At 65.8% G+C, this 25,780-nt stretch carries 22 protein-coding genes; 18 read left to right on the top strand and 4 right to left on the bottom strand.

All coding sequences use genetic code 11. The features are described 5' to 3' along the window. The first annotated feature begins 97 nt into the window (after positions 1 to 97). The 9 genes from ACLQ2Q_RS16045 to ACLQ2Q_RS16005 all read left to right on the top strand — a co-directional run bounded on the left by ACLQ2Q_RS16045 (position 98) and on the right by ACLQ2Q_RS16005 (position 9,927). Positions 98 to 1,120: a Bug family tripartite tricarboxylate transporter substrate binding protein gene (locus ACLQ2Q_RS16045; RefSeq protein ID WP_425821667.1), complete on the top strand. Its 1,023-nt coding sequence runs from the start codon at positions 98 to 100 to the stop codon at positions 1,118 to 1,120. Next, positions 1,117 to 1,608: a tripartite tricarboxylate transporter TctB family protein gene (locus ACLQ2Q_RS16040; RefSeq protein WP_425821665.1), complete on the top strand. Its 492-nt coding sequence runs from the start codon at positions 1,117 to 1,119 to the stop codon at positions 1,606 to 1,608. The genes ACLQ2Q_RS16045 and ACLQ2Q_RS16040 overlap by 4 nt, the downstream gene beginning before the upstream one ends. Positions 1,609 to 1,618: 10 nt before the next feature. Then, positions 1,619 to 3,271, top strand: a complete 1,653-nt coding sequence (locus tag ACLQ2Q_RS16035) for a tripartite tricarboxylate transporter permease (protein ID WP_425821663.1) — start codon at positions 1,619 to 1,621, stop codon at positions 3,269 to 3,271. Further along, complete coding sequence (locus ACLQ2Q_RS16030; protein ID WP_425821661.1) at positions 3,268 to 4,344, top strand: Ldh family oxidoreductase; 1,077 nt, start codon at positions 3,268 to 3,270, stop codon at positions 4,342 to 4,344. The genes ACLQ2Q_RS16035 and ACLQ2Q_RS16030 overlap by 4 nt, the downstream gene beginning before the upstream one ends. After that, positions 4,341 to 4,667 carry a putative quinol monooxygenase gene (locus tag ACLQ2Q_RS16025; RefSeq protein WP_425821659.1) on the top strand — a complete coding sequence of 109 codons (327 nt, stop codon included), beginning with the start codon at positions 4,341 to 4,343 and terminating at the stop codon, positions 4,665 to 4,667. The genes ACLQ2Q_RS16030 and ACLQ2Q_RS16025 overlap by 4 nt, the downstream gene beginning before the upstream one ends. Beyond that, entirely contained in the window at positions 4,664 to 5,749 is a 1,086-nt protein-coding gene (locus tag ACLQ2Q_RS16020) for an isocitrate/isopropylmalate dehydrogenase family protein (RefSeq protein ID WP_425821657.1), read from the top strand. Before ACLQ2Q_RS16025 ends, ACLQ2Q_RS16020 begins: the two co-directional genes overlap by 4 nt. Positions 5,750 to 5,768: 19 nt before the next feature. Continuing rightward, positions 5,769 to 7,139: an NAD-dependent succinate-semialdehyde dehydrogenase gene (locus ACLQ2Q_RS16015; protein ID WP_425821655.1), complete on the top strand. Its 1,371-nt coding sequence runs from the start codon at positions 5,769 to 5,771 to the stop codon at positions 7,137 to 7,139. Further along, a complete protein-coding gene (locus ACLQ2Q_RS16010) occupies positions 7,136 to 7,882 on the top strand; it encodes a cupin domain-containing protein (RefSeq protein WP_425821653.1) in 747 nt (248 codons plus the stop codon). The genes ACLQ2Q_RS16015 and ACLQ2Q_RS16010 overlap by 4 nt, the downstream gene beginning before the upstream one ends. 179 nt (positions 7,883 to 8,061) lie before the next feature. Then, positions 8,062 to 9,927 carry a phosphoenolpyruvate carboxykinase (GTP) gene (locus tag ACLQ2Q_RS16005; protein WP_425821651.1) on the top strand — a complete coding sequence of 622 codons (1,866 nt, stop codon included), beginning with the start codon at positions 8,062 to 8,064 and terminating at the stop codon, positions 9,925 to 9,927. Positions 9,928 to 10,257: 330 nt separating this feature from the next. Here the strand turns inward: ACLQ2Q_RS16005 and ACLQ2Q_RS16000 are convergent, their stop codons facing one another. Together ACLQ2Q_RS16000 and ACLQ2Q_RS15995 are read right to left on the bottom strand one after the other, a co-directional pair. Further along, positions 10,258 to 10,905 carry a LuxR C-terminal-related transcriptional regulator gene (locus ACLQ2Q_RS16000; RefSeq protein WP_425822322.1) on the bottom strand — a complete coding sequence of 216 codons (648 nt, stop codon included), beginning with the start codon at positions 10,903 to 10,905 and terminating at the stop codon, positions 10,258 to 10,260. Next, positions 10,902 to 12,614: a hypothetical protein gene (locus ACLQ2Q_RS15995; protein ID WP_425821649.1), complete on the bottom strand. Its 1,713-nt coding sequence runs from the start codon at positions 12,612 to 12,614 to the stop codon at positions 10,902 to 10,904. The genes ACLQ2Q_RS16000 and ACLQ2Q_RS15995 overlap by 4 nt, the downstream gene beginning before the upstream one ends. A gap of 167 nt (positions 12,615 to 12,781) precedes the next feature. Between ACLQ2Q_RS15995 and ACLQ2Q_RS15990 the strand changes: the two genes are divergently transcribed. Further along, complete coding sequence (locus tag ACLQ2Q_RS15990) at positions 12,782 to 14,179, top strand: hypothetical protein (protein WP_425821648.1); 1,398 nt, start codon at positions 12,782 to 12,784, stop codon at positions 14,177 to 14,179. An 8-nt stretch (positions 14,180 to 14,187) separates the two neighbouring features. After that, complete coding sequence (locus tag ACLQ2Q_RS15985) at positions 14,188 to 15,279, top strand: hypothetical protein (protein WP_425821647.1); 1,092 nt, start codon at positions 14,188 to 14,190, stop codon at positions 15,277 to 15,279. On the opposite strand, the gene ACLQ2Q_RS15980 is transcribed toward ACLQ2Q_RS15985, so the two are convergent. Further along, positions 15,197 to 16,621 carry an ATP-binding protein gene (locus ACLQ2Q_RS15980; RefSeq protein WP_425821646.1) on the bottom strand — a complete coding sequence of 475 codons (1,425 nt, stop codon included), beginning with the start codon at positions 16,619 to 16,621 and terminating at the stop codon, positions 15,197 to 15,199. The genes ACLQ2Q_RS15985 and ACLQ2Q_RS15980 overlap by 83 nt on opposite strands. A gap of 649 nt (positions 16,622 to 17,270) precedes the next feature. Between ACLQ2Q_RS15980 and ACLQ2Q_RS15975 the strand changes: the two genes are divergently transcribed. Further along, the gene (locus tag ACLQ2Q_RS15975) at positions 17,271 to 17,396 is read left to right on the top strand and encodes a hypothetical protein (protein ID WP_425821645.1); all 126 of its coding nucleotides are present in this window, start codon (positions 17,271 to 17,273) and stop codon (positions 17,394 to 17,396) included. Beyond that, entirely contained in the window at positions 17,393 to 18,118 is a 726-nt protein-coding gene (locus ACLQ2Q_RS15970; protein WP_425821644.1) for a Type 1 glutamine amidotransferase-like domain-containing protein, read from the top strand. Before ACLQ2Q_RS15975 ends, ACLQ2Q_RS15970 begins: the two co-directional genes overlap by 4 nt. A gap of 69 nt (positions 18,119 to 18,187) precedes the next feature. On the opposite strand, the gene ACLQ2Q_RS15965 is transcribed toward ACLQ2Q_RS15970, so the two are convergent. Then, the gene (locus tag ACLQ2Q_RS15965) at positions 18,188 to 19,372 is read right to left on the bottom strand and encodes an endonuclease/exonuclease/phosphatase family protein (RefSeq protein ID WP_425821643.1); all 1,185 of its coding nucleotides are present in this window, start codon (positions 19,370 to 19,372) and stop codon (positions 18,188 to 18,190) included. Between the two features lie 544 nt (positions 19,373 to 19,916). Here ACLQ2Q_RS15965 and ACLQ2Q_RS15960 point away from each other — a divergent pair. From ACLQ2Q_RS15960 to ACLQ2Q_RS15940, 5 genes are all read left to right on the top strand, one after another. Beyond that, positions 19,917 to 20,588, top strand: coding sequence for a hypothetical protein (locus ACLQ2Q_RS15960; RefSeq protein ID WP_425821642.1), 672 nt, complete (start codon positions 19,917 to 19,919; stop codon positions 20,586 to 20,588). Between the two features lie 110 nt (positions 20,589 to 20,698). Continuing rightward, on the top strand, positions 20,699 to 21,391 hold the full coding sequence (locus ACLQ2Q_RS15955) for a DUF2461 domain-containing protein (RefSeq protein ID WP_425821641.1): 693 nt from the start codon (positions 20,699 to 20,701) through the stop codon (positions 21,389 to 21,391). A 367-nt stretch (positions 21,392 to 21,758) separates the two neighbouring features. Further along, positions 21,759 to 21,947 (top strand): hypothetical protein, encoded by a 189-nt coding sequence (locus ACLQ2Q_RS15950; protein ID WP_425821639.1) that lies wholly within the window; start codon positions 21,759 to 21,761, stop codon positions 21,945 to 21,947. Positions 21,948 to 22,046: 99 nt separating this feature from the next. Beyond that, positions 22,047 to 22,913, top strand: a complete 867-nt coding sequence (locus tag ACLQ2Q_RS15945; RefSeq protein ID WP_425821637.1) for a hypothetical protein — start codon at positions 22,047 to 22,049, stop codon at positions 22,911 to 22,913. 856 nt (positions 22,914 to 23,769) lie between these two features. Then, a partial coding sequence (locus tag ACLQ2Q_RS15940; RefSeq protein WP_425821635.1) for a S8 family serine peptidase occupies positions 23,770 to 25,780 on the top strand: 2,011 nt, incomplete at its 3' end.

Genomic DNA, 25,780 nt, shown 5'->3' with positions numbered 1-25,780 from the left:
GTATACAAGTGCACATGAGTGCTAGCTTGCCATTGTCACGGTATCGCGCAGCAGCCGCAAAGTAGCGGCACGCCCCGTGCCCCAAGAGTGGAGATCGATGAAAATGAACATTCGCAGACGACGCGGCTTCGTCGCTGCAGCGGCTTCGGTGCTCGTTGTGGGCTTGGCGATCACGGGATGCTCCGGAAGTGCCGGCGGTGGTGGCTCTACAGGCGACGCTGCCTCGGACATCCTCCGTCGCGGAGCCAGCATCGACGCGCCGTCCGGGCCGGGCAGCGGGTATGACCAGACAGCGCGGGCGATCGAGCAGACACTCACCTCTGAAGAGCTTGTCTCACGTGTCCAGGTCACCAATGTCGAAGGCGCAGGTGGCACGGTCGCACTCGCCGACTTCGTCACGAAGACCGACCCGTCCGAGTGGATGATCGGCGGACTGTCACTCGTCGGCGCGAGCATCACCAACGACGCTCCGAACACCCTGAGCGAGCTCACTCCGGTCGCCCGATTGATCGGGGAGTACGACGTGATCGTGGTCCCCGAGTCGAGCCCGCACGAGACACTGCAGGACTTCCTCGATGCCCTGGCTGAGGATCCCGGCAGCAATCCGATCGCGATCGGCAACCAGGGCGGCTACGACCACATGTGGGGCGGCCTGCTGGCTCAGGACGCCGGCCTCGAAGCGACGGATGTGAACTTCGTCACCTTCGACGGGGGCGGCGAGGCGCTGATCGCCCTGCTCGGCAATCAGGTTGCAGCCGGAATCTCCGGATACGGCGAGTTCGCGGATTCCATCGAGAACGGCGACCTCCGCGTCCTGGCGACAGCTTCGGCTGAGCCTCTTGCTGTCGCCCCCGATGCTCCGACCATCGCGGACGCCGGATACCCCGAGTCGGCCATGGTGAACTGGCGCGGCGTGTTCGCGCCTCCGGGCATCAGCGAGGCAGACCTCGCCACGCTCGAGAAGCTTTTCGCCGACATGGTCGCATCGGCGAGCTGGAAGGAGATCCTCGAGACGAACGGCTGGTCGGATGAGTTCCTCGACAGCGAGGGATTCAAGGCGGCACTCGAGGAATCCGAGACGCAGACGCAGCAACTTCTTGAGGATCTCGGCCTGGTATGAAGCTCGCAATTCAGAGCAAGGGGGAGCTCGCATTCACCGGGCTTCTCCTTGCCCTCGGCATCTTCGTCCTCATCGAGACAGCGGCAATCCCGATCCCCGTCGCCTCGAGCAATGTCGGTCCGCGGTTCATGCCGTACTTCGCCGGCGCCCTGTTGACCGGCGCCGCGGCCTGGACTGTCGTCGACATCCTCCGCGGCCGGACGGTCGCCCCCGAAGATTCCGAGCTTGCCGACCCTACGCAGCGGTTCCACTGGGGCCGCGTCGGGCTCCTCGTCGCCTCGGTGATCGCTTTCGCCGCTCTGCTGGACGTCGTCGGATATCTGATCGCGGCGCCGATCTCGGTCTTCGGGCTGCTCATCACGTTCGGCGCCCGGCGCTGGTGGGTGATGGCCATCGTGGCCGTTGTGCTCCCGCTTCTCATCTTCCTGCTGTTCACCCAAGTGCTCGGCATCTACCTCCCACTCGGTCCCTTCGAGGACCTGTTCTAAGGGTTCAACCATGGAAGGCATCCAAGGCCTCATCGAGGGGTTCGCCGTCGCGCTGACACCCGAGAACCTGCTCTTCGCATTCATCGGCGTTGTCGCGGGCACTTTCGTCGGCGTGCTACCCGGCATCGGACCCGCGCTGACGATCGCACTGCTCCTGCCACTGACGTACACCGTTGCGCCCGAAGCCGCATTCATCATGTTCGCCGGCATCTACTACGGCGCCATGTACGGAGGGTCCACGACCTCGATTCTGCTCAATACGCCGGGCGAATCTGGCTCGATGATGACCGCGGTCGAAGGCAACAAGATGGCGAGAGCCGGCCGAGCGGCTGCCGCGCTCGCCACCGCAGCCATCGGATCATTCATCGCCGGCACGATCGCGACGCTCCTTCTCGCCTTCGTCGCCCCCTACGTCGTAAACGTGGCTATCCTGCTCGGGCCGGCCGACTACCTGGCGCTCATCGTGGTCGCCTTCATGACCGTCGGTGCGCTGCTGGGCGCGTCGCCTGCCCGGGGATTCGTCAGCGTCGGCCTGGGCCTGGTGATCGGGTTGATCGGGTTCGACGCGCAGAGCGGTGTCGCACGCTTCACCTTCGGGATCCCTCGCCTGCTTGACGGTGTCAACACCGTGGTCATCATCGTGGCGCTTTTCGCCATGGGGGAGGCCATCTACCTGGCCGCCCGCATGCGCAAGGGCAAGCCGCAGATCATGGCGATCAATAAAGGTCGTCACTGGATGACCCGCGAGGACTGGAAGCGGTCGTGGCCGGCGTGGCTGCGCGGCACGCTCATCGGCTGGCCGCTGGGTGCCGTTCCCGTCGGCGGCTCCGAGGTCCCCACCTTCCTCTCCTATGCGGCGGAGAAGAAGCTGAGCAAGCACAAGGACGAGTTCGGCCACGGCGCCATCGAAGGCGTCGCCGGTCCTGAGGCCGCGAACAACGCGAATGCCGCCGGTGCCCTGATGCCGCTCCTCGCCCTGGGTCTGCCGACGACGGCGACGGCCGCCGTGATCCTCGTCGCTTTCCAGCAGTACGGTATCCAGCCCGGGCCGCGCCTCCTGGAGACGCAGCCGGAACTCGTCTGGGGCCTGGTCGCCGCGTTGCTGATCGGCAACTTCATGCTGCTGATCATCAACCTGCCTTTGGTGGGCGTCTGGGCGAAGGTGCTGCGGATCCCCACTCCCTACCTGTACGCGGGGATCATCACTTTCGCCCTCCTCGGGGCGTACAGCATCAACGGCTCGACATTCGATGTATACGTTCTGCTGGTCGTCGGTGTGCTCGGCTACTTCATGCGTCAATACGGGTTCCCGATCGCGCCGCTCATCATCGGCGTCATCCTCGGCCCCGTCGCAGAGCAGCAGCTGCGCCGAGCCCTGGCGATCTCCGACGGAGATGCGTTGGCGCTCATCAGCTCGCCCTTCACCATCGCCTGCTACATCCTGGTCGTCCTGGTCGCGATCGTGCCGCGATTCCTGAAGCGCTGGGAACGGCGGACCGCCGAGGAAGTGGGAATGGAAGACTTCGACCCCGGGTTCGCGACGGCGACCCTTCGCACGGTCGACAAGCGCACAGCGCGCCGGGAAGCGAAGGCAGCGGCGAACGCGGCCAAGACCGACACCGACCATGACGTCACCACTGGCCGCAAAGGCGGTACCAAGTGACCGGCCCGATTCCGAGAGACCAGCTCGAGCGGTTCGCGACGGAGATCCTCAGCCGAGCGGGCGCCGCCCACGAAGCAGCAGAGCTCACCGCGGCAAGCCTCGTGCAGGCTGACCTCTGGGGTCACCAGTCTCATGGGGTCATGCGGCTGCCATGGTACATCGCCCGCATCCGCACCGGTGCGATGACAGTGGATGCCGCACCGAAGGTTCTAGTGGACACCGGAGCACTCGTGCTGCTCGACGCCGAAGACGGTATCGGGCAGGTCGCCACCGACGCCGCTCGCGCCCTGGCCGTGGAGCGCGCCCAGCGTCACGGGATCGGTGCCGTCGGCGTCCGCAACTCGAACCACTTCGGTACCGCGATGTTCTACACCCGACGTGCCGCCGCCGATGGATGCGTCGCCATCCTGACCACGAATGCCTCACCGGCCATGGCACCCTGGGGCGGTCGCGAAAAGCGGCTCGGCACCAACCCCTGGTCTATCGCGGCGCCGTGGCGCGACCGTGTCATCGCGCTCGACATCGCCAACACCGCCGTGGCGCGCGGCAAGATTTACCTGGCCAAGCAGCGCGGCGAGGCGATCCCGGACTACTGGGCTCTGACCGACGAAGGCGAAGCGACTACGGACGCAGAGGCGGCGATCGCCGGCACCATCCTGCCGATGGCAGGCCACAAGGGATACGCCATCAGCTTCATGATGGACATCCTCTCCGGGGCGCTCACCGGCAGCGCGGTCGGCACCTCGGTCGTGGGTCCCTACGAGCCCCAGGGGACGAGCGGGGCCGGCCACCTCTTCATCGCCATCGACGTGGCAACTCTCGGCGGCACCGCGGAGTACAACCTGCGCGTGGACACGATCGTCGAGGAGGCGAAGTCCACCCCGCTCGCACAGGGCCACGACCGCATCTACCACCCCGGCGAGATCGAGGACAGGACGGAGGCCGCCGCACTCGCCGCGGGCGGATTGTCCTTGCCGCCCGCCACGATCGCCGATCTCGTCTCACTCGCTGAAGAGGCCGGTGTCACGACGCCGGGGTGGGCGTCCACCGCGCCCGCCGAAGCACCGGCATGATTTCGCTCACCGTTACCCTCGACGTTCATGAGCAGCATCTCGACGCCTTCCGCGCCGCCATCGCCGAGAACGCGCTGCGCAGCTTCTCCGACGAACCCGGATGCGTGCGTTTCGACGTGAATCAGGTCGTCTACACCCCCACGCGCTTCGTCTTCTACGAGCTCTACGCCGACCTCGCCGCGCTCGACGCGCACCGCGCAGCACCCCACTTCGCCACATGGCGACGAGCGGCCGATGCGTTCGTCGTCGCGGGGTCTCAGATCAACACGATTTCCGAACTGCTCATCACACACGACTCGAACGCTCCGAAAGGACCATCATGAAGATCCTCGTCTTGCCAGGTGACGGCATCGGACCCGAGATCACCGACGCGACCCTCCGCGTGCTTGAGATCGCCGACCGGGACTTCCAACTGGGGCTCGAGTTCGAGTTCGCCGACATCGGCCTCAAGAGTCTCGCGGAGCAGGGAACCACCTTGCCGACCGCGGTCCTCGCACGCATCCCCGAGGTCGACGGCGTGATCCTCGGACCGGTCTCGCACTATGACTACCCCGCAAAGCAAGAGGGCGGGTTCAATCCGTCCGCGGAACTGCGGGTGCAGTTCGAGTTGTTCGCGAACGTCCGTCCCTGCCGCTCCCGTGCCGGGCTCAGCATCCTGCGGACCCCGATGGATCTCATCATCGTCCGTGAGAACACGGAAGGCTTTTACTCCGATAGGAACATGTTCGCCGGCACGGGCGAATTCATGCCTGATGAGAACAGTGCGTTCAGCATCCGCAAGGTCACCGCTCGAGCCTCCGAGCGTGTCTCACGCGTCGCCTTCGAGCTTGCCCGTGGCCGCCGCAACAAGGTGACCGCTGTCCACAAAGCCAATGTCGTCAAACTGTCCGACGGGCTGTTCCTGCGTGAGGTTCGCAAGGTCGCGTCGGAATACCCCGACGTCGAACTGCAAGAACTCATCGTCGACGCCACTGCGGCACTCCTCGTCAAACGGCCGGAGCAGTTCGACGTGATCGTGACCACGAACATGTTCGGCGACATTCTCTCCGACGAGGCCTCCGAACTCTCCGGCAGCCTCGGCCTCGGCGGCTCGCTCAACCTTGGTGAGGAGATCGCCGTCGCTCAGGCCCAGCACGGCTCCGCGCCGGACATCGCCGGACGCGGCGTAGCCAACCCGTCATCGCTCATCCTTTCGGCAGCGATGCTCGTGGATTGGCGTGGTCGGCGAGACGGCGACCAGCGGTTGATCGATGCGGCGGCAGCGATCGAGGCAGCCGTGGAACAGGCCATCGACAACCCGGAGACCCGCACCCGCGACATCGGCGGCACCCTCGGCACCGAGGAGTTCGCCGCGCACGTGCTCAGCCACCTCGGCCAGAACCTGACCGCCGGCACCACGTCCTGACACGAAGAGGATCAACACGATGCCCCAGACCATCAACCCCGCGACCGGCGACACCCTCGGCGAATTCTTGCTGCACACCCCGGAACAGGTCGACGCAGCCCTCACCGCGGCCGTCGACGCTCAACGCGAATGGCGAACCCGACCCGTCGCCGAACGAGCCGGCCTGCTCACCGCGATGGCTGCAGAGCTGCGCGCCGACAGCGACCGATACGCGCGCGCCATCACCTTGGAGATGGGCAAGCCCATCAAGGAGTCGCGCGCCGAGATCGAGAAATGCGCCGTCACGCTCGACTATTACGCTGCCAACGCCGAGCGGTTCCTCACGTTCGAGAGCATCCCCTCGAACGCGTCCGAAAGCGGCGTGCGATTCGATCCGCTTGGCGTCGTGCTCGCGATCATGCCGTGGAACTACCCGTTCTGGCAGTTCTTCCGATTCGCCGCACCCGCGTTCGCGGCCGGAAACGGCGCCATCCTCAAGCACGCGAACAACGTGCCCGAGTGCGCACGGATGGTCGAGGAGATCTTCCGTAAGTCCGGAGGCCCGACCGGTCTTTTCGCATCGCTTCTCATCGACGCGAAGGATGTCGCCGGCCTGATCGCCGACGACCGGATCGCGGCCGTCACGCTGACCGGATCCACTGAGGTCGGTGCCATCGTCGCGGCCCAGGCGGGCGCGGCGCTCAAGAAGCAGGTGCTGGAACTCGGTGGCTCCGACCCGTTCATCGTGCTCGCGGATGCCGATCTCGAAGCCGCCTCGACGGTCGCCGTGAACGCGCGCTACACCGCCGGCGGTCAAAGCTGCGTGAACGCGAAACGGTTCCTCGTCGAGGAAGCCGTCGCGGACGAGTTCGTGCGGCTCTTCGTCGAGAAGACCGCACGTCTGGTGCAGGGCGACCCGCTTGACGAAGCCACCCAGATCGGACCGCTGGCGCGAGACAACCTCCGCGCCACGCTCCACGATCAGGTGCGGCGCACCATCGCCGGGGGAGCCACAGTGGCTCTCGGCGCGGAGCTGCCAGATGGGCCAGGCTTCTTCTACCCGCCGACGATTCTGGACAACGTGTCGCCCGACGGAGTCGCGTTCACCGAGGAGACGTTCGGGCCGGTCGCCAGCGTCAGCCGAGTCAGGGACGCCGACGAGGCAGTCCGGCTCGCCAATGAGACCGAGTTCGGTCTCGGGGCCGCGCTTTGGACATCCGACCTCGGCCGCGCCCGCGAACTCGCCGCAAGAATCGACGCCGGCGCCGTGTTCGTCAACGGCCAGGTCGCCTCGGACGCGCGCCTGCCGTTCGGCGGCATCAAGAAGTCCGGCTATGGCCGCGAGTTGGGAGAGTTCGGCATTCGCGAGTTCGTGAATGTCAAGACCGTGTGGATCGGACCCGCGCGATGACCGGGCACTCCCGCGCGATCGCGCAGCAGCCATCCGTGTTCCGCCCGGACGAACTGCCGTCGAAGAGCCGCGGCGGAGGTGCACGCACCATTCCGCTGGTCACGGCGGCGCGAGGTGCAACGACCTACCTCAACGGCATCACGATCTTCGAGCCGGGCGCCGCCATCGGCCACCACGTCCACAACGTGGCGGAGTCGGTGATGGTGATCCAAGGTCACGCGATCGTCGACATCGAGGGCACGCGCACCGAGCTGCGCACCTTCGACACCACGTTCGTCCCCGCGAACATCCCGCATCATTTCGAGAACCCCTCCGACGAGGACGAGATGCGGATCTTCTGGACCTACGGCTCGCTCGACGCGACTCGAACGCTGCTCGCGAGCGGGGAGCACGGCCGCGTCGATGGGGAAGGGACGCCGGAGATGACCGGCGATACCCCTCGAATCGTCAGAGAGCTCGCTGTCATCGATGTCAAGCCCGGCCACGAGGCCGACTTCGAAGCCGCGGTCGCGACCGCCGCTCCACTGTTCCAGGCCGCCAAAGGGGCCCGCACATTTTCGCTGGACAGATCCGACGAGATCCCCACGCGGTACCGACTGACGGTCGCCTGGGAGACCATCGACGACCACCTCGTCGGTTTCCGCGGATCCGAAGCCTTCACGCATTGGCGAGAACTCATCGCCGATCACATCGCATCAACGCCCACCGTCGAACACACCACCAACGTGCTCACCGCATTTTGAACGGGTAGACCACCCAAGGGCTCTTCGGAAGCGCGGTCGCTCAACGCTGTGACAGCGGAGAGTGCGACAGTGATTCCGTCATCGCGGCGACGCTCAGCGGTAGGTCGGTCGCCGTGGGCATCTTGCCAAGGGGGTCACCGGAGCTTGAAGCTGATGCAAGTAGCAGAGGAGAAGAGACCATGACCACCGCAGCAACGACCACGAGCGTTCCCGAGTGGGTTGAGCACCGCGGGCTTATCGCCTGGGTGGAAGCGATGGCCGAACTGTGCACCCCGGCCAACGTCCACTGGTGCGATGGCTCGGACGCCGAATACGACGGGCTGTGCGAGCAACTCGTGGAGGGTGGCACCTTCATCCGGCTCGATCCGGTGAAGCGGCCGCGCAGCTTCCTTGCGCGCAGTGATGCGAGCGATGTCGCCCGGGTGGAGGAGCGCACGTTCATCTGCGCGCGCAGCGAAGAGGATGCCGGCCCCACCAACAACTGGATGGAGCCGAAGGACATGAGGCGGATCCTGCGCGGCCTGTTCGCCGGGTCGATGGTGGGCAGAACGATGTACGTGGTGCCGTTCAGCATGGGCCCGTTAGGCTCACCGATCGCCCAACTGGGGGTGCAGATCACGGACTCGCCATACGCGGTCGTGAGCATGAAGATCATGACCCGGATGGGTCGTGCTGCCGCTGAGGTGCTCGGTGCGAACGGCGAGTTCGTGCCGTGCATGCACAGCGTCGGAGCCCCCCTGGGGGAAGGTGAGGAGGATGCCGCCTGGCCGTGCAATCCGACTGAGAAGTACATCGTGCACTTCCCGGAGACCCTGGAGATCTGGTCGTACGGGTCCGGATACGGCGGCAACGCCCTGCTGGGCAAGAAGTGCCTCGCCCTGCGGATCGCGTCCACGATGGCACGCGACGACGGGTGGCTCGCCGAACACATGCTCATCCTGGGCGTGACGGATCCCCACGGGGAGAAGACGTACGTGGCGGCGGCGTTCCCGTCAGCGTGCGGCAAGACCAACTTCGCGATGCTTGTCCCGCCGCCGGCGTTCGCGGACCAGGGGTGGAAGGTGACCACCGTCGGCGACGACATCGCCTGGATCAAGCCCGGCGAGGACGGCACCCTGTTCGCGATCAACCCGGAGGCGGGTTACTTCGGGGTCGCGCCGGGCACGTCGTATGCCACGAACCCGAACGGGATGGAATCGATCCGTTCCGACACGATCTTCACCAATGTCGCCCTCACTGACGATGGGGATGTGTGGTGGGAGGGGATGGACGGCCCGAAGCCGGCGCACGCGATCGACTGGCAGGGCAACGACTGGACTCCGGAGTCCGGAACGAAGGCGGCGCATCCGAACTCGCGATTCACGTCGCCGGCGACCTTGAACCCGGCGCTCGACGAGTCATGGGACGACCCGCAAGGGGTGCCGATCCGCGCATTCGTCTTCGGCGGCCGCCGCGCGGGAACCATTCCATTGGTGGCCCAGAGCTTCAACTGGGCGTTCGGGGTGTACATGGCTGCGACCATGGGCTCGGAGACCACCGCCGCCGCATTCGGGGAGCAGGGTGTGGTCCGCCGCGACCCGTTCGCGATGCTGCCGTTCTCCGGTTACCACTTGGGCGACTACATCAATCACTGGCTCTCCCTCGGCCGGCGGGTGCGCAATGCGCCCCGCATCTTCCAGGTGAACTGGTTCCGGCGTGACCAGGACGGGAACTTCCTGTGGCCCGGATTCGGCGAGAACATGCGCGTGCTGGAGTGGATAGTCGCACGTTCCCGGGGACGCGCGCTCGCTATCGAGAGCCCGTTGGGCTGGATGCCGCGCTACGAAGATCTCACCTGGGACGGCCTCGACTTCTCCGAGGAGGACTTCTTTGCCTGCATGGCGATCAACCGTCGTGATTGGACGTCCGAACTCCTCGACGTCGAAGAGCTTTTCATGAAGCTCTACAACCGGCTGCCGAAAGAGATGGAGATGATTCGCTCTCTCACCACCAGCGCACTCTGGCGCTCACCCAAACAATGGGAGATGAACGCCGACCCCACCTGACCGGTCACGGACGGGAGCGACCGGCCACGTCAGGATGCCGACGCTGCCCCTGTGGTCTTGGCGAGCGCGCGAAGCCGACGGCATCTCGTACGTCATCCACCGCGAGAGTGCGGATCGACTCGGCCTTCCTACAACCTCGCAGCGTGGATCACGTTGACCGTCCACTCAGCGCTGGCGAGTGGCCGATGCCTGATCCGCCATGGACGACTCGTGTTCTGGGCGCATCAGCGGGCGGGTCATGCGGGCATCGACTTGGTGCCGCGACGCGACATCGCGGTTACACCCGTCTCAGCGCGCAGTAGGTCCGATTCGAGGCAGCGGCGCCCGCGGTCATGAGTCAGATGCTTCGCGGAGGAACGCGAGAGCAGCGAGCACGCGGCGATGCGAATGCGCATCGTCGGTGAGTTTCAGCTTGCCGAAGACATTCGCGACGTGAGACTCCACTGTTCTGTCGCTGATGAAGAGCTTGCGGGCGATCCCTTCGTTGGTCAGCCCCTCGGCCACCCCGGCAAGCACATCTCTCTCGCGCTGCGTCAGATCGTCGAGCCCTCCGCTGACGCGGGGCCGATGCATGAGCCGCGCCACGATCGTCGGATCGACCACGGTTTCCCCATCGGTGAGGCGTCGCAATGCGTCGACCAGCACGCTGAGGTCATTCACGCGTTCCTTGAGCAGGTAGCCAGACCGCTCCGGGTAGTCTCTGAGCATCTTCAACGCGTAGGCCGGTTCGAGGTGCTGAGAGAGGATCAGGACCGCCGTAGCGGGGTAGTAGCGGCGGATGTCTCGTGCGGCGACGATCCCTTCGTCGCGGAAGGTCGGCGGCATCCGGATGTCGACGATCGCGACGTCTGGACGATGGGCGGCGACCAGTCGCATCAAGCCAGACGCATCCGGTGCCGCGCCGAGGACGTCCACCCCCGCATCGGTGAGAAGGAGCGCCAGACCCTCCCGAGTGATCAGCGTGTCGTCGGCGATCACTGCACGCACGGCACCACCGCCGTGATGGTGTCGCCGTCACGGTCGATGTGTCCACCAAGCACCGCGATCTCGTCGGCGATGACCGCTGGCGTGGACGATTGCATCCCAGACACGACGACTCTGGCCTCGCCGTCGACCACGATCTCGATGTTGAGCGGGGTACCGTCGTCACCGGCAGCGCGGACGAGGCGGTAGAGCGCGTGCTCGACGGGAGTCGGCGCCCGCTCATCCCCCCCGATCACCGAGAGCGGGCGCGACATCGCCAACTCACGGAGCGCCTCGGTCAGTCCAACCCCGTCGAGCAGGGCCGGATACACTCCATGGGCGAGTTCCCGAGCACGAGCATGGGCGCGGATGAGCGCTCGTTCGACACGGTCCGCCTCGGCCGAGCCCCCGTGAGCGGCGCGCAACCGAGCCAACTCGAAGATTGCGGCGACCAGGCCGGCCTGCGCACCGTCGTGAAGACCGCGCTCGATCGCGTGACGCTGATTTGACGACCTGTCGACGATCTCGCGCCGTGTCTTCGCGGTCTCCCGGGTCCGGAACGCCGTTTCTGCCAACCGTCGCTCATTGTCGATTGCGAGGCGTGCAGTGGCGCCGATCGATCTCACGCTGGCCCGCACCTCGTCTGCGCGCCGGCTCGTCGCGATGACCGCGAGCGGGCGGCCGCGGCGCGATATCCGAATGCGCGTCGCGTCCCCGGCCGGCTCCACGGTCTGGCCGTCGCGATCGACGAATGCTGCTGTCTCAGGAATCCAGAATCCCAGCGACAGGGACTTATCGTCCAGGATCGCCGCAAGCCGATCCTGGAGCTGGCCCGGCTCGGTCTCGTGTCCGATGCGCCGGGTCAGCTCGCGGACGACCAGCAGATGCTTCGCCGCGACCAGACCCGAGATGAGCACCGCGAGCCCGAGGATGCCGTATGCGAGAAGCCGCAGAGCGTCGAATGCGGCAAGGTCTATGGTTGCGCGGCCGTACATCAAGAAGGTGCGAACCGCCTCCCCGACCAGTACAAGAAGGGCGGCAGCGAGCACGGTCAGCCCGGTCCATGCCCGGCGCGCACCAACGCTTACACGACGACACGCCGTCAGGAGCAGCACCGTCATGAGGCCGGCACCGACGGCGACCGCTGCCACGTACCAAGTCTCGAGCGCAGCCGCGGCGCGAGGAGCAGGAAACGCCACCCAGGTCTCCAGTCCGCAGTCGAATCTGCAGGACAGATCAAGGAGGGGCACCCTGAACAGGGTGATCATGACGGCGAGCAATACGATCGCGCCGGCGGCGGCCATCGCCAAGGCGCGGACGGTCTCACGCGTACGGCCACGACCGGACCCCGAGGTCGCCGGCGGCTCATCTGAGACGGCCGCTGCGAGGAGGAGAACGAGAGCGGGAGCGGCGAGGCCGAGGACGGTGAAGCCTGCTCGCGCTCCCAAGAGCGACTGCGGTGCGTTGCCGATGAGCTCCGCCTGGAGCATCAGAGCGGTGAGTGCGATGAGTACCACCCACGTGGGCCGGATACCGATCACCGTGAGAAGTATTCCGGCTCCGACGAGCGATACGCTCGCCGTGACGTGGATGGCGAACACAACTTCGGTGGCGGTCGATGATGCACGGGGGGCCGAGGTCACGCCGACCCACACGCCCGCGGCGACAGAGAGAAGCGCGAGGAAGACCACGATCGCGCCGCACATCCGTGAGTGCCGTCGCATGGTCCGATTCTGGGAGCGCCCCACGGGTTCGTCAACGACCCTGCGCGAGATTCCGTGCCAGCACGGAGGCGGAGCACGTTAAGAGGGGTGCTTACACTGCGGATCCCGGAGGTGCCCAACCGTAGCGTCGCTCCATAGGACAGAATCAATCCTGGAAGGAGCCCACGATGGCCGCTCGGACCGTCACCGCTTTGAGTTCATTGGCTGTCGTCGCGATCGCGTGCGCAGGGTGCACCGCAGATCCGTCCGCGACGGCCACCCCGCCCGAACCCGTCACGCTTTCCGTCGGAACCGACGACGCGCCGGGCGTGCCGGCCGCCGAACAGATCAGCGCGCTCGCGAAGGAAGTGCAGAGGTCAGGCGAAATCCTGCTCGAGCCGGTGTGGCACGCGGCAGGAGACGCTGCCGATTGGGACCAGGCGATCGCCGAGATGGTCGTGGACGGCGAGCTCGATCTCGCCGTCGTTCCGTCCCGCGCCTGGGCAAGTCTCGGCGTGAGCACCCTGGATCCGCTGACGACACCGTTCCTCATTCAGAGTGATGAGGCACTGGACGCCGTGCTCTCGGACGAAAACCTCATGGCCCCGATGCTCGAGGGGCTGACCGACATCGGTGTGGTCGGCATCGCCGCGATGCCGGAAGGGCTGAGACGGCCCTTCGGCTACCACGGAGCGCTCCTCCAGCCGAGCGACTACGCAGGGGGGACTGTCCGGACGGCAACAGCAGAGGTGAATGGAGCGCTCTACCGAGCGCTCGGGGCCTCGGTGACGGATGACCCACCCGACTACGACAAACACCTCGGCACTGACTCGGCCTACCTACTCGGCCCGTATGGCACAGCCACGGGAAATGTCGTGTTCTACCCGAAGGTGAATGTCCTCGTCGCCAACTCGGACGCCTGGGCCGCGCTCAGCGAGGAAGCCCGTGCCGCGATCGCGGCCGCCGCTTCGGCTACACAGGACTGGGTCGGTGAGAACCAGCCGAAGGATTCGACCGCAGCGCAGACGTGGTGCGAAGGCGGGGGATCGATCGTGGCGGCGAGCGCAGAGCAGCTCGCGTCCCTCAAGCTGGCCGCACAGCCGGTGGTCGATATGATCGCCGCCGAAGGAGAGAACGCCGATGTGATCGCCGGGATCACGAGCGTCATCGAGAGAGTAGAGGCTCCCGACCCCGTAACCGCATGCGACGCCGTAGGCGCGGAATCGGAATCCGACGTGTCGATCGCGGGCACCTACCGCTATGAGATCACAGAGCAGGTCATCACGTCAGCGGGAGCTTCCGCCGAGGAGTGGTGCCCCGAGATCTGCGGTATATACACCTGGACGCTGGCCCCGGACGGCACGTGGCAGTTCCGTCACGATGCTTCGAACGGCAGAGTCGGGTCTGCCCATGGCACCTGGTCGTTCGACGAAGAGAAGCTGACTATCGAGGACCCCGGGTACCAGACCCGGGTGATGGTGGTCGAACCGGATGCGGACGGCAACCTGACAATGACGCCGTCCGGCGACTTCCCGGAGATCAGTGTTCTGGCGGAGACGACGACACCATGGATGAAGGTGGAATGAGCAGGTCGATGGTCGGCACGAGAACCGCCTGTCTGCTGGCGGTCCTCGTGCCGACCCTCGTGTTGGCCCCAGGATGCACCTCGGACGCCGTCTACGACGGGACCAAGGCGGGAAGCGCGCCGCTTGGCATCGTCAAGAGGCTGGCAGTGCCAGAGGCTGCGGGAAGCCCCACGGGGCGGCTCGCCAAGCTGATCGTCGAGGAGTTGGACGCCCGGAACGCGGCAGTGACGTTCGAGCCGGCATGGGACGATCGGGGGCCTGATCCGAGGCGCGAGGCAGACCTTGCAGCGTCCGTCGCCGATGGCTCCTTCGCGTTCGGACTGATCGCCGCCCGGGCATTCGATCGTTGGCCCGAGGCGTCGCTTCCCGCACTGTCGGCCCCTTTCCAACTGCACTCAATGGCACAGGCGACGGCGGTCGCCACCGATCCGGCCGTTTTGGACTACTTGATGCGGCTGGAAGGACTGGGACTCGTCGGGATCGCCGTCATCCCCGAAGAGATCCGCCACCCTGCCGCGTTGACGCCGCTCCTCGAACCGGAGCAGTTCCAGGGTCTTCGCATCCGGACCGCCCAGACCGACGTGACCTTCGAAGCAGATGTCCTCGCGGCGCTCGGCGCGACCGCAGTCGGCGACGCGCCACCAGGCTCTGTCCTCCTCGGCGTCGTCGATGCATCCGAGACGAGCTTCGGGTGGCTGCCGACCCTGCCCGGGGACCTCACGATCACCGGCGACCTCGATCTGTGGGTGAAGTTCGACGTTCTCGTCGCCGACCACGAGGCGTGGGACTCCCTGAGCGAAACCCAGCGACACGCGATCCAGGTCGCTGCGGCGCGCGTCGCGGCCGCACCCATTGACCCAGCGGACGCTGCGACTCGTGCCTGTCTGCTGGGCTACCGCTTAGCCGTCGCCGGCAGCGCAACACGACACGCGCTGGAAGGCAAGGCCGAGCCGCTCGTTCGCAGCCTTCTCGCCGACTCGGCGCACGCCCCCGTCGTGCAGGCGATGAAGGAGGCGGTCACGGAGCATCCTGCTCCCGAGTACGAGCCCCCCGCCGCCTGTCGTCCGCCGACCGGCGATTCCGCGCGACCCGACGACTGAACCCGGGGAGCTCGATCGACACGCGCGTTCCCCCGCCCGGTGGAGAGGTGACCTGGATGCGGGCTCCCACCTGCTGCGCGCGCTCAGAGATGCCTCGAAGGCCAGTCCCGCTGCGCGCTGCTCCCCGGCCTCGACCGTCATCCGCGATATCGATCACCCAGCGCCCCATCGTGCGGCGCCCACGGATCTCGATCAACGACGCACCCGAGTGCTTCACCGCGTTGAGGATCGCCTCTGAGCACATGTATCGCACCGCCTCCGCGAGGGCCGCCGGAAGGCTTCGTGGAAGGCCGCGAACTTTGACAGGGATCGGACTTCGCGACCCCAGCTCGATGATCTCCGACGCCAGCGGGGCATCGCCAGTCGGTGCGAGGAGGCCGGCGCGGAGCGAATCGATCTCGGCTGCGGACTCGGCGACTCGATGACGCATGCGCTCCGCACCGGCCGAAGGTGGGAGCGCGGCAAGTGCAGCACGCACATCCTCATAGAGAGGGTCGAGTTCCTCACCAAGGAGCCTCAGTATCCGCGCGCGCTCCTGAGTCTCGGCCGCGGCAAGTCGATCTCGCGACTCGATGAGTGCACGGAGACGACTGTTCGCCTCTCGCTCGAGTTCGGCGCCGGTCGTCGTGAGGCGATCCGCCGTCGTGAGCGCTTCCAAAAGCGCGGGGTCATCGATGTCCCTCAGTGCTCGCTGCAGCATCGCCCCACCTACCTCTCGTGTCGGGCGACGCCGTCTGAGGTCGAGCAGTACATCCGTCGGGTCCAGACTCGTCGGTCGACCCGCGAATATCGCCAAGGTGAGTGCGATCCCGGCCACCCCCGCTTCGTAGACGAGAAGCCCGGAGTAGACACCGCTCCCGCCCGGGGCGCCGGCCTGTATCGCGTGCGCACCGCTGACCCCCACCCCGAACGAGATGGAGACCATGAGCGGGAGGGATCCGCCGCGGCGAGTGACCGAACGAACCGCTCCGACAGCGATCAGCACAGCTGCGAACGCGATCGAGACGTCCGGCCTCCCTGCAATACCCGGCACCAGATTGAGCGCGTACGCGCTGACGACCGCAACAATCGCTCCTGCCCGTCTCGGTCGAACCAATGACCAGGCGAGCACGAGCTGGGCGATCGCACCGCGATGCCACAGGCTTGCGACCGGCAGAACACTTCCTGCGAACCAGAGACACCCGATGAGCACGCCGTAGGCCGTGGCGACTCTGAAGGATCGATAAGCCCAGCCGGCCGCGGCGAAGAACAGCCAGCCAACCAAGAAGTCGGGGAACCACGAGAAATACGAAGAGGCGGTCGCGCTCGCCAAGGTCGTCGGAAGGCCCACTGCGACGCCCACGACCGGAATACCGACGCTGATAGCCGTCGTCCTGGAGGACGCCCGAAAACCAGAGGCAACGGTCACGCAGGTATCTTCCCACTCGCACACACCGGGCGACAGCGACCACGGCCGGGTTAACGGGTGTCGGCATATGGTCCGGGCTGGCGCGGTACATCGAGGCGGGCAGTCGCTCGATGCGGACGAGCGCCTGGAGGCGGCTCACAAGCTTCGGCGCAGCGTCGACCGCGACACCGAGACGGATCGGGCCGAGATCGATGCTGCGCGGGATCAAGTCGTCGACCGTCTGTGGAGCAGGTCGTCAACGGCCGGCCGCACCTTGTCGACGGACCGGTGGCGCACGGCTCGTGCACTGATCCCCAGGGTCCCCCAAGGGTCCCCGAGCATCCCGAGGACCCTGATTCTGGGCAATGCTGGAGTGCATGGAGTGTGTCGAGCGCGAGCCGCCCGACTGGTTACTTGGGCTGTGCGGCGAAGAGTTCCTCCCCGCGCCAGGCCTGAGGGCCACGCGCCACGATCAAGGCCCCGACGTCACACGTGTGCCGTGGGCCGACCAGCTCGGCCAGAACTGCGGCGGCTTCTACACGTAGGCACCGACCCTGGGAAGGCGCGGGCACCGCCTGGATTCCAACGCGCGTAGGCTCGTCGGATGGCCTTCGATGCGAACCACGTGGACACCGGCATCGATGGAATCCGCCGCGAGATCCTCGTTTGGGATCAGTTCGGCGATGCGGCACCATCGCCCGCCGTCGCAGCTGGGGATGATGCCGCGTGAGCGTGCACCTCATCGGCGGCGGGGCGACCACGGGTGCGGATGCCCCCCTCTACGCGCCGTTCGTCGCCGAAGCGGCGCTGCGAGCGCGCCTCGAAGGCCGCACGCGGCCGCGCGTCGCCGTGATCTCACTGCACCCCGAGGCCGAGGAGAAGGCGGCGGCGCTTGGCGAGCTTCTGGCCGAGGCCGGATCGGGACCCGGAATCGAGGTACACCTGACCGCGGGGCGGCCCGGCGAGCCGATCGGGCTCGGCGCGATCGCCGATGTGGACGGCATCGCGGTGGGGGGCGGCGTCGTCGAGGACGTGCGCGCCGGGCTGGAGCCGGTGTTCGGCGAGTTGCGCCGGCTGGTTGCAGACGGTGTGCCCTATCTCGGCGTCTCGGCCGGCGCGATGATCGCGGCGGAGGGCTCGCTCGGAAGCGGCTCGCGCATCGGCGGCGTGGTCGTCTCACCTGAGGACCCGGGCGAAGCGGGCGACGAGCTGGAGATCGAGGCCGGCATTGGCCTCGTCGACGTGGCCATCGAGGTGCACGTGGCCGAGCGCGGCATGCTGTCCCGACTGGTCGCCGCCGTGGAGTCGGGGCTGGTCGCGGGCGGCCTCGGCGTCGACGAGCGCACGGCCCTGATCGTGGGCGATGGGGCGCTCAGGGTCGAGGGCAAGGGCAGCGTCTGGCGGGTGGTGCCGACCGAGGGCGGCGTGCTGGTCTCGACGATCGGCACTTGAGGGTGTCCGCGGCCGGATCTCTAGCGTTGGTACGGGCGCCGTTCTATGTCGGGCTTCTTGTGCCCGGTACTAGTCGAGGGTGATGTCGACGTAGAGTGCGGCGTGGTCGGATGCGGCCTCATGGTCGGCTTCGATGGTTTCGAAGTGGGGGAAGAGAGTGCCGTTGACGCCGCCCCACACGCCCTTGCGGAAGATGCCGGCGCCGGTGGCCCGGGCAAGCAGACTGGGTGAGAGCAGCAGATAGTCGATCTTGCTGGACTTGGTGCCGTTGCCGAACGTGCCGGGCCGGTCCTCGTCCGGATCGCCATCGTCGAACGGTCGCACGGACGCGATGTCGGTCAGGTCGGTGTCCGCGAGCAGCGGCTGCAGTGCTTCGCTATCGGGCGTGTCGTTGAGGTCCCCGAGGACGACGACATGGTCGACGCCCGCGGCGCGCAGATCGTCGTAGATGTCGGCCACCTGTTTCGCCTGTCGCTTGCGCCTTGCGATGCTCGCGGGATCATTGCCGCCGAACTTGCTCTTGAAGTGGTTGACGAGCACGACAAGCCGCTGCCCGGCCAGCGCGGACCCGGCCGGGAAGGTGAACCAGTATTCCGGGCAATCCCGGCTGAACACTCGATCACCGAACGGGCCGTCGGTGGTGTGCGACCGCATCACACCGAGCGGGTAGGCGCCGGCCGAGAGGATGCCGACATCGATGCCACGAGGATCGTTCCCGTCGATCAGCATGACGTTCGGGTAGAGCGGTTCTGACTCGACCGGATGCAACAAGAGCGAGTCGGTGAACCGCGCGAGGGTGATGCGGTCTTCAGCCTCGATGATTCCCACGATGTCCGCCCCCACCTCGCGGATGACACGGGCTGTATTGCTGATCGCCTTCTCCTCGATGCGGTCTGTGATCAGGTCCACCCAACCGGTCCAAGCGCCCCGCCCGCTCGCGACCACGGTGACCTCAGACCCGTCTGGATCGTTCTGGGGCCGTCGGAGCAGCCGCCCTCGGATGCGTCGGAGGATCGCGAACGTTGACCTTCGGGTCACGTCGCCGTCGTCACGGAGCAGCTTCAGCTCTTTCAGCAGCACCAGGATCTCGGCCTTCACATCGGGCGTGTATACCTCTCGCTCGAAGAGCTCGTTCACACGCGCATGGGCCCGCAACACCTTTCCGGCGACGTCCTCGGGCTGATTCATCGCGCGTGGCCGGGAGAACAGATTCTCCACGTTGTACGATGCAATCCGGATGCTCTGCTGCACCATGACTACCTCCTCGAATCCCCGTGCACCGACAGGTAGGGCAAGAGTGCCCTCCTCGTAGAAGAACGCAATCTGGCCAAGCTGATACACCTCCCCGGGGACGGCGCGGCGCCGACCACTTGATTCGCGGAGTGATCGGGTGGACCATCAAGGGGACGAGTCGGAATACCACGGGGCCAATCGAGCCTCCCGAGACTCGCAGGAGGCTGAGCAGTGTACTCGGCGGAAGTGGCGGCAGTCGGTGCAGCCAACCTGGCTGCGTCCGCCATCCTCAGCAGGTCCGTGTCGGGGAGCGGTCCGACCGGATGCCGGCGCCCGAACCGGCAGGAGAGTCGCGTCGCGGTTCCTCGTCGCCGGCAACGTCTGTAGAACGGGGACACCACCCACCGGCTTGCGATTGCAGCACGAGGAATAGAAGAGGAGTAGATCGATGATGAGTTCTCCTGAAGCGATGAGCAGCGATACAAGCGCCGAACCGCCGCCCGATTTCGGTCGCCACAACATGTTCGCGTTCGGACGGGACACGGTATTCCTCTCCCACCTTCCGATGTTCATGCTGCCGCACGACGCGCAACTCCTGCTCGAGGTGACCTTGGAAAGGGACGGAAGCAGTCTCACCGAGGCCTGGTCGAGGGAGCGTGCGGACCACCCAGACGAGCACCTCTACACGGTGATGCCTGAGCTGTTCGCGCTGGCCACTCTGTACGCGACGGATCCGCCAGAGCGGGACTCCTTTCGTGCGAGATTTTTCCGCGGCCACCTCGAGCGGGGTGGCGTACCCATCCCGGAGCTGTCTGATGTGAACGTCCGCATCACCGACATTGTCTATGCCCGCAAATTCGACAAGCGTGGCAGGCCGGATGACCTCACATATCTGCTGGTCGGACGAAACCGCGAAATGTTCCTCGCTCACGTGATCAGCGAGCCTCCTGACTTCGACCAGATCCTGTCGGTCGAGCTGGCAGGTCCGCACCCGGACGATGAAGACCTGGAGGCCGGTATCCAGGTCGCGTTCATGGGTCGTGCCAACACGGCGGAGGCGAGACTGAGGACCGGGGAGAGGGCAACGGCCCGTGGGCACGTCACGGGCGCGCACCAGTTCCTCACCCTCGAGTTCGGCCAGATACGTGAGCTCTATTTCGAGGAAGGCGAGCTCGCGACATCGAGGGGGGCGTTCGAACCCACGCCGCTTGAAACCGAGGCCGGGTTCGGCGACTAGAAGCCGGGCCGAGATCCGCCAGTGAGTGCGGGAGACCCATCCGCTTGTGCGTCTCGGGCTGTCGCGGTTAGAGATCCCGCAGCGTGCGGCTCGATGGTCGACCTGCCAGCATGGATGTCGTGGGGGGATTCCAAGGACTCGATCGCGACGCCGTCTCGTTCTACGCCGAGGTCCGCGCCGCCAACACGAAGACGTGGTGGACGGCCAACAAGGCTCGCTACAACTCGGCCGTTCGCGAACCGTTCGAGGCGCTCGGTGCGGAACTGGAGCCCGAGTTCGGCGCGGTCAAGATCTTCCGCCCGTATCGCGACGTCCGCTTCAGCGCCGACAAGACGCCCTACAAGCTGCACATCGGCATGGTCACGCAGACCACCGTGAAGCACTATCTACAGCTGAGCGAGGACGGTCTGATGTTGGGTGGCGGGATGTATGAGCTGCCGCCCGCGGCGCTGGCGCGCTTCCGCGAAGCTGTCGACGATCCGCGCAGGGCCGAGGACCTGGACGAGCTGCTCGCGGAGCTCGGCAGCGCCGGCTTTGAGCTCCTCCGCGACGATGTACTCAAGACTGCGCCTCGCGGGTACCGCGCCGACCACCCGCGCCTGCCGCTGCTGCAGCTCAAACGGCTGGCGGTCGGCAGGCGAGAGCCTCCAGCCGATTGGATGTGGACGCCCGACGCGTACGACGTCATCGCTGACCACTGGCGCACTGTCTCGACGTGGTGCGACTGGCTCACCGAGACGCTCGCCGCCGAGCTGCTCGACGCCGCCCAACCGTCCGGGCGGGGACGCAGCGACCCGATGTGACAACCTCTTCTCGCGCGCGTCCTGGCAGGCTTTCCGCGACGCAGCCGTCGTGCATCCACGCCATCAGGAGTGACACGCGGATTGCGGCCCGGGATGCGCCGAAGGGAACCCTAGACCGGTGCTGGGCGATTCACGGCAATGCCCGCCCTCGACGGTGAGGGAAAGGCGTAGGGTCCGCGACCGCCAATCGGATGAGTCGCCACGTTGACGGCGAGCGCTGTGCCGAAGCTCGTTGCGGTATTGACATGGCGACCGGCAGAGGCTAATACGTACCCAGGGGTCATGCGCAGTGAGGTGGCTGCGGCTCCGTGTGCATCACCCGCGGGTCTCGCGACTGTCGTGACCCGCCAATAGAAGGAGACTGATCATGCAATCATCAACAACTGTTGCGCCGGCCCTGTTCGCGCTCCAACCAGTCACAGAGAGCGGCGAGTCAAATCCCAAAGTTGACGCTTACGAAGCGGACCTCGCGGCGCAGTTCGGTATCGAACTCGGCGATGTGCAACTCCGCACGGCCGGGACAACAACGAAGGACGGCGATAGCGGCGAAGACTAGAGGCGCCTGAGCCCTCGGCAGTTTCTCGCGCTCTATTCAGTGATGTCTGCATCGCCAGTACTCATCGTTACGGGCTCAAGCGACCTTCACGGGCGAGCAGTGCAGCGCGAGGTCGAGAAACGGGGGCAGCGTGCATACTTGCTGCCGTCCGATGAAATCTCGAACACGCGACTGACGAGCCTTCTTTCTGGAGACGCGCACTTCTGCATCGGTGACGAGCGAGTCGTTGTAGACGAGATATCAACCATTTGGTGGCGTCGGCCGTCCCTGGCGCAAACAGTTCTTCAAGAGCGCCACGGTGACGTGCAGGATGACTACATCAACTCCAACTCGAAGGTGACTCTGCGCTCGACGCTTGTCAACCATTTCAACGGCAGATGGATATCCGCGCCTGACGCTACCGAACGCGCATCAGACAAATTGTTCCAGCTCAGATGCGCATCGCAATGCGGTTTGCGTGTCCCGGACACTCTCATTTCCTGCGATCCAGTCGCCGTTCAGCGTTTCTACGACTTTCACGATCGGAACGTCATCGTCAAAGCGCCCCATAACACTGGTCGCAGATTTCTTGCCACTCGCGAGTTCCATGTTGAGGACGTCACGAACGAGCAACTAGCTGTCGTTCCGAGCATGTATCAGGAGCGTATTCCGGGAACACGTCATCTACGGGTGAATTGCTTCGGCACAGACATTCGCACCGCTTCCATAGATACAGAGGAGCTGGATTGGCGGCCGAACATCAACGTCCCGGTGACGCCTTACAACTTAGGACCTGATGTGCAGAAGCAGCTCCTGTTGCTGCTTGAAACGCTGGGCCTGGCAATGGGCATCATGGACCTCAAGATCACCCCGGACGGCGAACTGGTGTGGTTCGAGGTCAACCCACAAGGCCAATTTCTCTTCCTCGAGCCACTGACACACCAGGGACTCTTGGATCTGTTCACAACATTCCTCCTCAGCGAATGACGAGGCGTTACACGTAGAGCGACCAACGCTGATGGGGCCTCAACCACATTGATGAACCCTCGCACCCGAGGGGTGCACCGACCGGAGTGAATGCGGGGACGACTTTCGTACCCGTCGGGAGTGAGCGGCTCTATGGCCTCCTGGGTCAGGTTGCGCGTGAATGCCTCTTGTACACCGCTGTTTCGTGGGTAGTGACGGCCGGCGCGAGGGGCTGCCGCAGCCGGCAGTCGCGACGCCGCAAATCAGGCATGGTCAACCGCCCTTGGTAGCTGATTACCGATGCTCTGGGTCTACTCCTCGAGCGAAATGATCGCAATACCTCTTCGTGCGCTCATCTGTCTCGTCGCAGTCCTCGGGCGGGAGCGGTTTGGGCTGCTGGGTCCGAGCAGGCACCTTGGCACACAATATTGACAGGGCGTATCGCTCATGGAATGATCCGTCACGAGGCCGGACCCTGCTCGATTGGGGGATCGACGGAAAGCGAGTGTGCCTGACCTCATAGCACGTCGCTCGACTGTTTCTGATGCAGGTTCCAGGGCAGCCGAGCTCGCATCTCGTCGGCGAGAGGAACGGCTATGACCTGGCTCGAGTGGGAACGCCTTCGAGGCGTCATTGCCAGTGCGCAGTCGCCGGCGAGGAGCGTGCGCGGCCCGATGCCTGGGGAAAGCCCTCCTCGCTAGCTCGCCATCCACAAGGCAAGTGCGTCCCGGATTCTCGAGGGCTGTTCGGCGTCGCCCAAAAGGGATCAAGAACGCCTGCCTCTTCGGGGCACGAGGCCACTTTTGAACTGAGCACGGACGGACGCCCGGCTCACTGTTAGGTCAGCAAATTCCGTCAGAATCCGGAGGCACCACTAATGGCAAGCTACCCCGACTCCATCGCGCACCCCTCAGGAGCTCAGCTCGCTCTCGTTCCGGAGATGGTGCTCGTCAAGGTCGTCCCAGGACGGGCGGCGTCCACGAGCGACGTCCTCGACGAAGCGGGGCTTGTTCCCCTTCAGTCGGGTCCGACCGCAGATTCTTCTGCTCGGTCGGTTCCCGGCACGGACCTGCCTCATGCCGTCGTGAACGAAAGCGCGGATCTCCGCTTCGCCAGTGCTCGCGACGGCAGGAGTGTCGACCGCGATGTGGTCGCAGCGAGCTCCGGCGTGGAGTGGACCGCCCCTGTCTATCGCGCCGAGGTCCGCGGTCACGAGGAGATGCTGGCTCCCTTGGCCAACAGCCTCATCATTCCGTCGGCTGTCGCTGAGGATCAGAGCGCGAAGCCGGTGCTCGAAGAGTACGGCCTCGTCCGCAATGACGCCCGCAGCGCCCTGCTGGGCCCCTTCGACGTCTACGAGATCTCGTCCGAGAATCCTGCGGCCTACGACATCCGTGACGAGCTGTCCGCACGGCTCGGCGCGGAAGTCCGGCTGGAGTTCGTGCCCCTCGTCACACCAGTGGCGTTCCAGCCTGATGACCCCTTGTTCGCGCAACAGTGGGACATGGTGCAGATCGGCGCCGGTGGAGGAGGGACCACCGCGTGGGATGTGCAGCAGGGTTCAGCCACCATCACAGTGGCGGTTCTGGACGAGGGCGTGGATCTCGGCCACCCCGACCTCGTGGGCGCGTTCCTCAATAACGGCATCAACCTCGGCAGCATGTCGGGCACCGGCGCTCCGACAGGCAACCATGGGACGCCGTGTGCCGGCATCGCCAGCGCGCCTCTCAACAACTCCACCGGTACGGCCGGTGTGGGCGGAGGAGCATTGATCCTCCCCCTCGCCTTCCAGAATTGGACCGACGTAGAGGTGGCAGCAGGAATCCGGCACGCCACAGGTCAGGGCGCACGCGTGATCTCGATGAGCTTCGGCTGGGATCTCTGGGACCATGCGGTGATCGATCCCGCCATCACCGAGGCCCACGACGCCGGATTGGTCATGTGCGTCGCGACGCACAACCACAACACGGAGAACGGCGTGACGTATCCGGCGACCAACCCGCTCGTCATGGCCATCGGAGCCAGCGATCAAGCGGACAATCGAAAGTCCCCGTCGAGCCCCGACGGGGAAGGGTGGGGGTCCAACTGGGGGCCGGAGGTGTCCGTCGTGGCACCGGGAGTGCTGTGCCCGGCTCCGGATCGCTCTGGTTCCGATGGCTACACCGGCGACGACTACACCATGACGTTCAACGGCACATCAGCCGCCACGCCTCATGTGGCGGGTCTGGCGGCCCTGATTCTGTCCAGGAACCCCTCTCTCACCAACACCGAGGTGCGCGCCATCATCGAGACCACGGCTGCACGAGTCGGGACTGTTCCGTATGCCGAGACACCCGGCCACGCCAACGGCACCTGGAATGCTGAAATGGGACACGGGCGGATCGACGCCAATGCCGCGATCCTCGCCACTCCCGCCGTGGTGGCTCACGCCCAGGACAACGCCATCGCGCTGGTGCGTCAGACGCCGGGCTGGGGGACGATCCCGGTGGCATTCGCCCGCGGCGACGGGAACTGGGACATCACCAACGGTGCTGCCGCGACGTTCATCGGGTCCTGGGCGAACACTCCGGGTGTGCAGGTGGTGACCGGTGACTTCAACGGGAACGGTCTGACCGATATCGCGCTGGTGCGTCAGTTGGCGGGCTGGGGGACGATCCCGGTGGCGTTCGCGCGCGGCGACGGGAACTGGGACATCACGAACGGCGGTGCTCCGAACTTCATCGGTGCCTGGGCGAACACTCCGGGTGTGCGGGTGGTGACCGGTGACTTCAACGGGAACGGTCTGACCGATATCGCGCTGGTGCGTCAGCAGGCGGGCTGGGGGACGATCCCGGTGGCGTTCGCGCGCGGCGACGGGAACTGGGACATCACGAACGGCGGTGCTCCGA

The organism is Microbacterium sp. DT81.1 (assembly GCF_049844955.1).
Classification (GTDB): Bacteria; Actinomycetota; Actinomycetes; order Actinomycetales; family Microbacteriaceae; genus Microbacterium.
The sequence above is the reverse complement of the archived record's forward strand: the minus strand, read 5'-3'. Positions and strand labels throughout refer to the sequence as shown.

Coding starts and splice junctions, on each gene's coding strand:
- ACLQ2Q_RS16045 (WP_425821667.1), top strand. CDS start 98: ATGAAAATGAACATTCGCAGACGACGCGGCTTCGTCGCTGCAGCGGCT.
- ACLQ2Q_RS16040 (WP_425821665.1), top strand. CDS start 1,117: ATGAAGCTCGCAATTCAGAGCAAGGGGGAGCTCGCATTCACCGGGCTT.
- ACLQ2Q_RS16035 (WP_425821663.1), top strand. CDS start 1,619: ATGGAAGGCATCCAAGGCCTCATCGAGGGGTTCGCCGTCGCGCTGACA.
- ACLQ2Q_RS16025 (WP_425821659.1), top strand. CDS start 4,341: ATGATTTCGCTCACCGTTACCCTCGACGTTCATGAGCAGCATCTCGAC.
- ACLQ2Q_RS16020 (WP_425821657.1), top strand. CDS start 4,664: ATGAAGATCCTCGTCTTGCCAGGTGACGGCATCGGACCCGAGATCACC.
- ACLQ2Q_RS16015 (WP_425821655.1), top strand. CDS start 5,769: ATGCCCCAGACCATCAACCCCGCGACCGGCGACACCCTCGGCGAATTC.
- ACLQ2Q_RS16010 (WP_425821653.1), top strand. CDS start 7,136: ATGACCGGGCACTCCCGCGCGATCGCGCAGCAGCCATCCGTGTTCCGC.
- ACLQ2Q_RS16005 (WP_425821651.1), top strand. CDS start 8,062: ATGACCACCGCAGCAACGACCACGAGCGTTCCCGAGTGGGTTGAGCAC.
- ACLQ2Q_RS15995 (WP_425821649.1), bottom strand. CDS start 12,614: ATGCGACGGCACTCACGGATGTGCGGCGCGATCGTGGTCTTCCTCGCG.
- ACLQ2Q_RS15990 (WP_425821648.1), top strand. CDS start 12,782: ATGGCCGCTCGGACCGTCACCGCTTTGAGTTCATTGGCTGTCGTCGCG.
- ACLQ2Q_RS15985 (WP_425821647.1), top strand. CDS start 14,188: ATGGTCGGCACGAGAACCGCCTGTCTGCTGGCGGTCCTCGTGCCGACC.
- ACLQ2Q_RS15975 (WP_425821645.1), top strand. CDS start 17,271: ATGGCCTTCGATGCGAACCACGTGGACACCGGCATCGATGGAATCCGC.
- ACLQ2Q_RS15965 (WP_425821643.1), bottom strand. CDS start 19,372: ATGGTGCAGCAGAGCATCCGGATTGCATCGTACAACGTGGAGAATCTG.
- ACLQ2Q_RS15960 (WP_425821642.1), top strand. CDS start 19,917: ATGTTCATGCTGCCGCACGACGCGCAACTCCTGCTCGAGGTGACCTTG.
- ACLQ2Q_RS15955 (WP_425821641.1), top strand. CDS start 20,699: ATGGATGTCGTGGGGGGATTCCAAGGACTCGATCGCGACGCCGTCTCG.
- ACLQ2Q_RS15950 (WP_425821639.1), top strand. CDS start 21,759: ATGCAATCATCAACAACTGTTGCGCCGGCCCTGTTCGCGCTCCAACCA.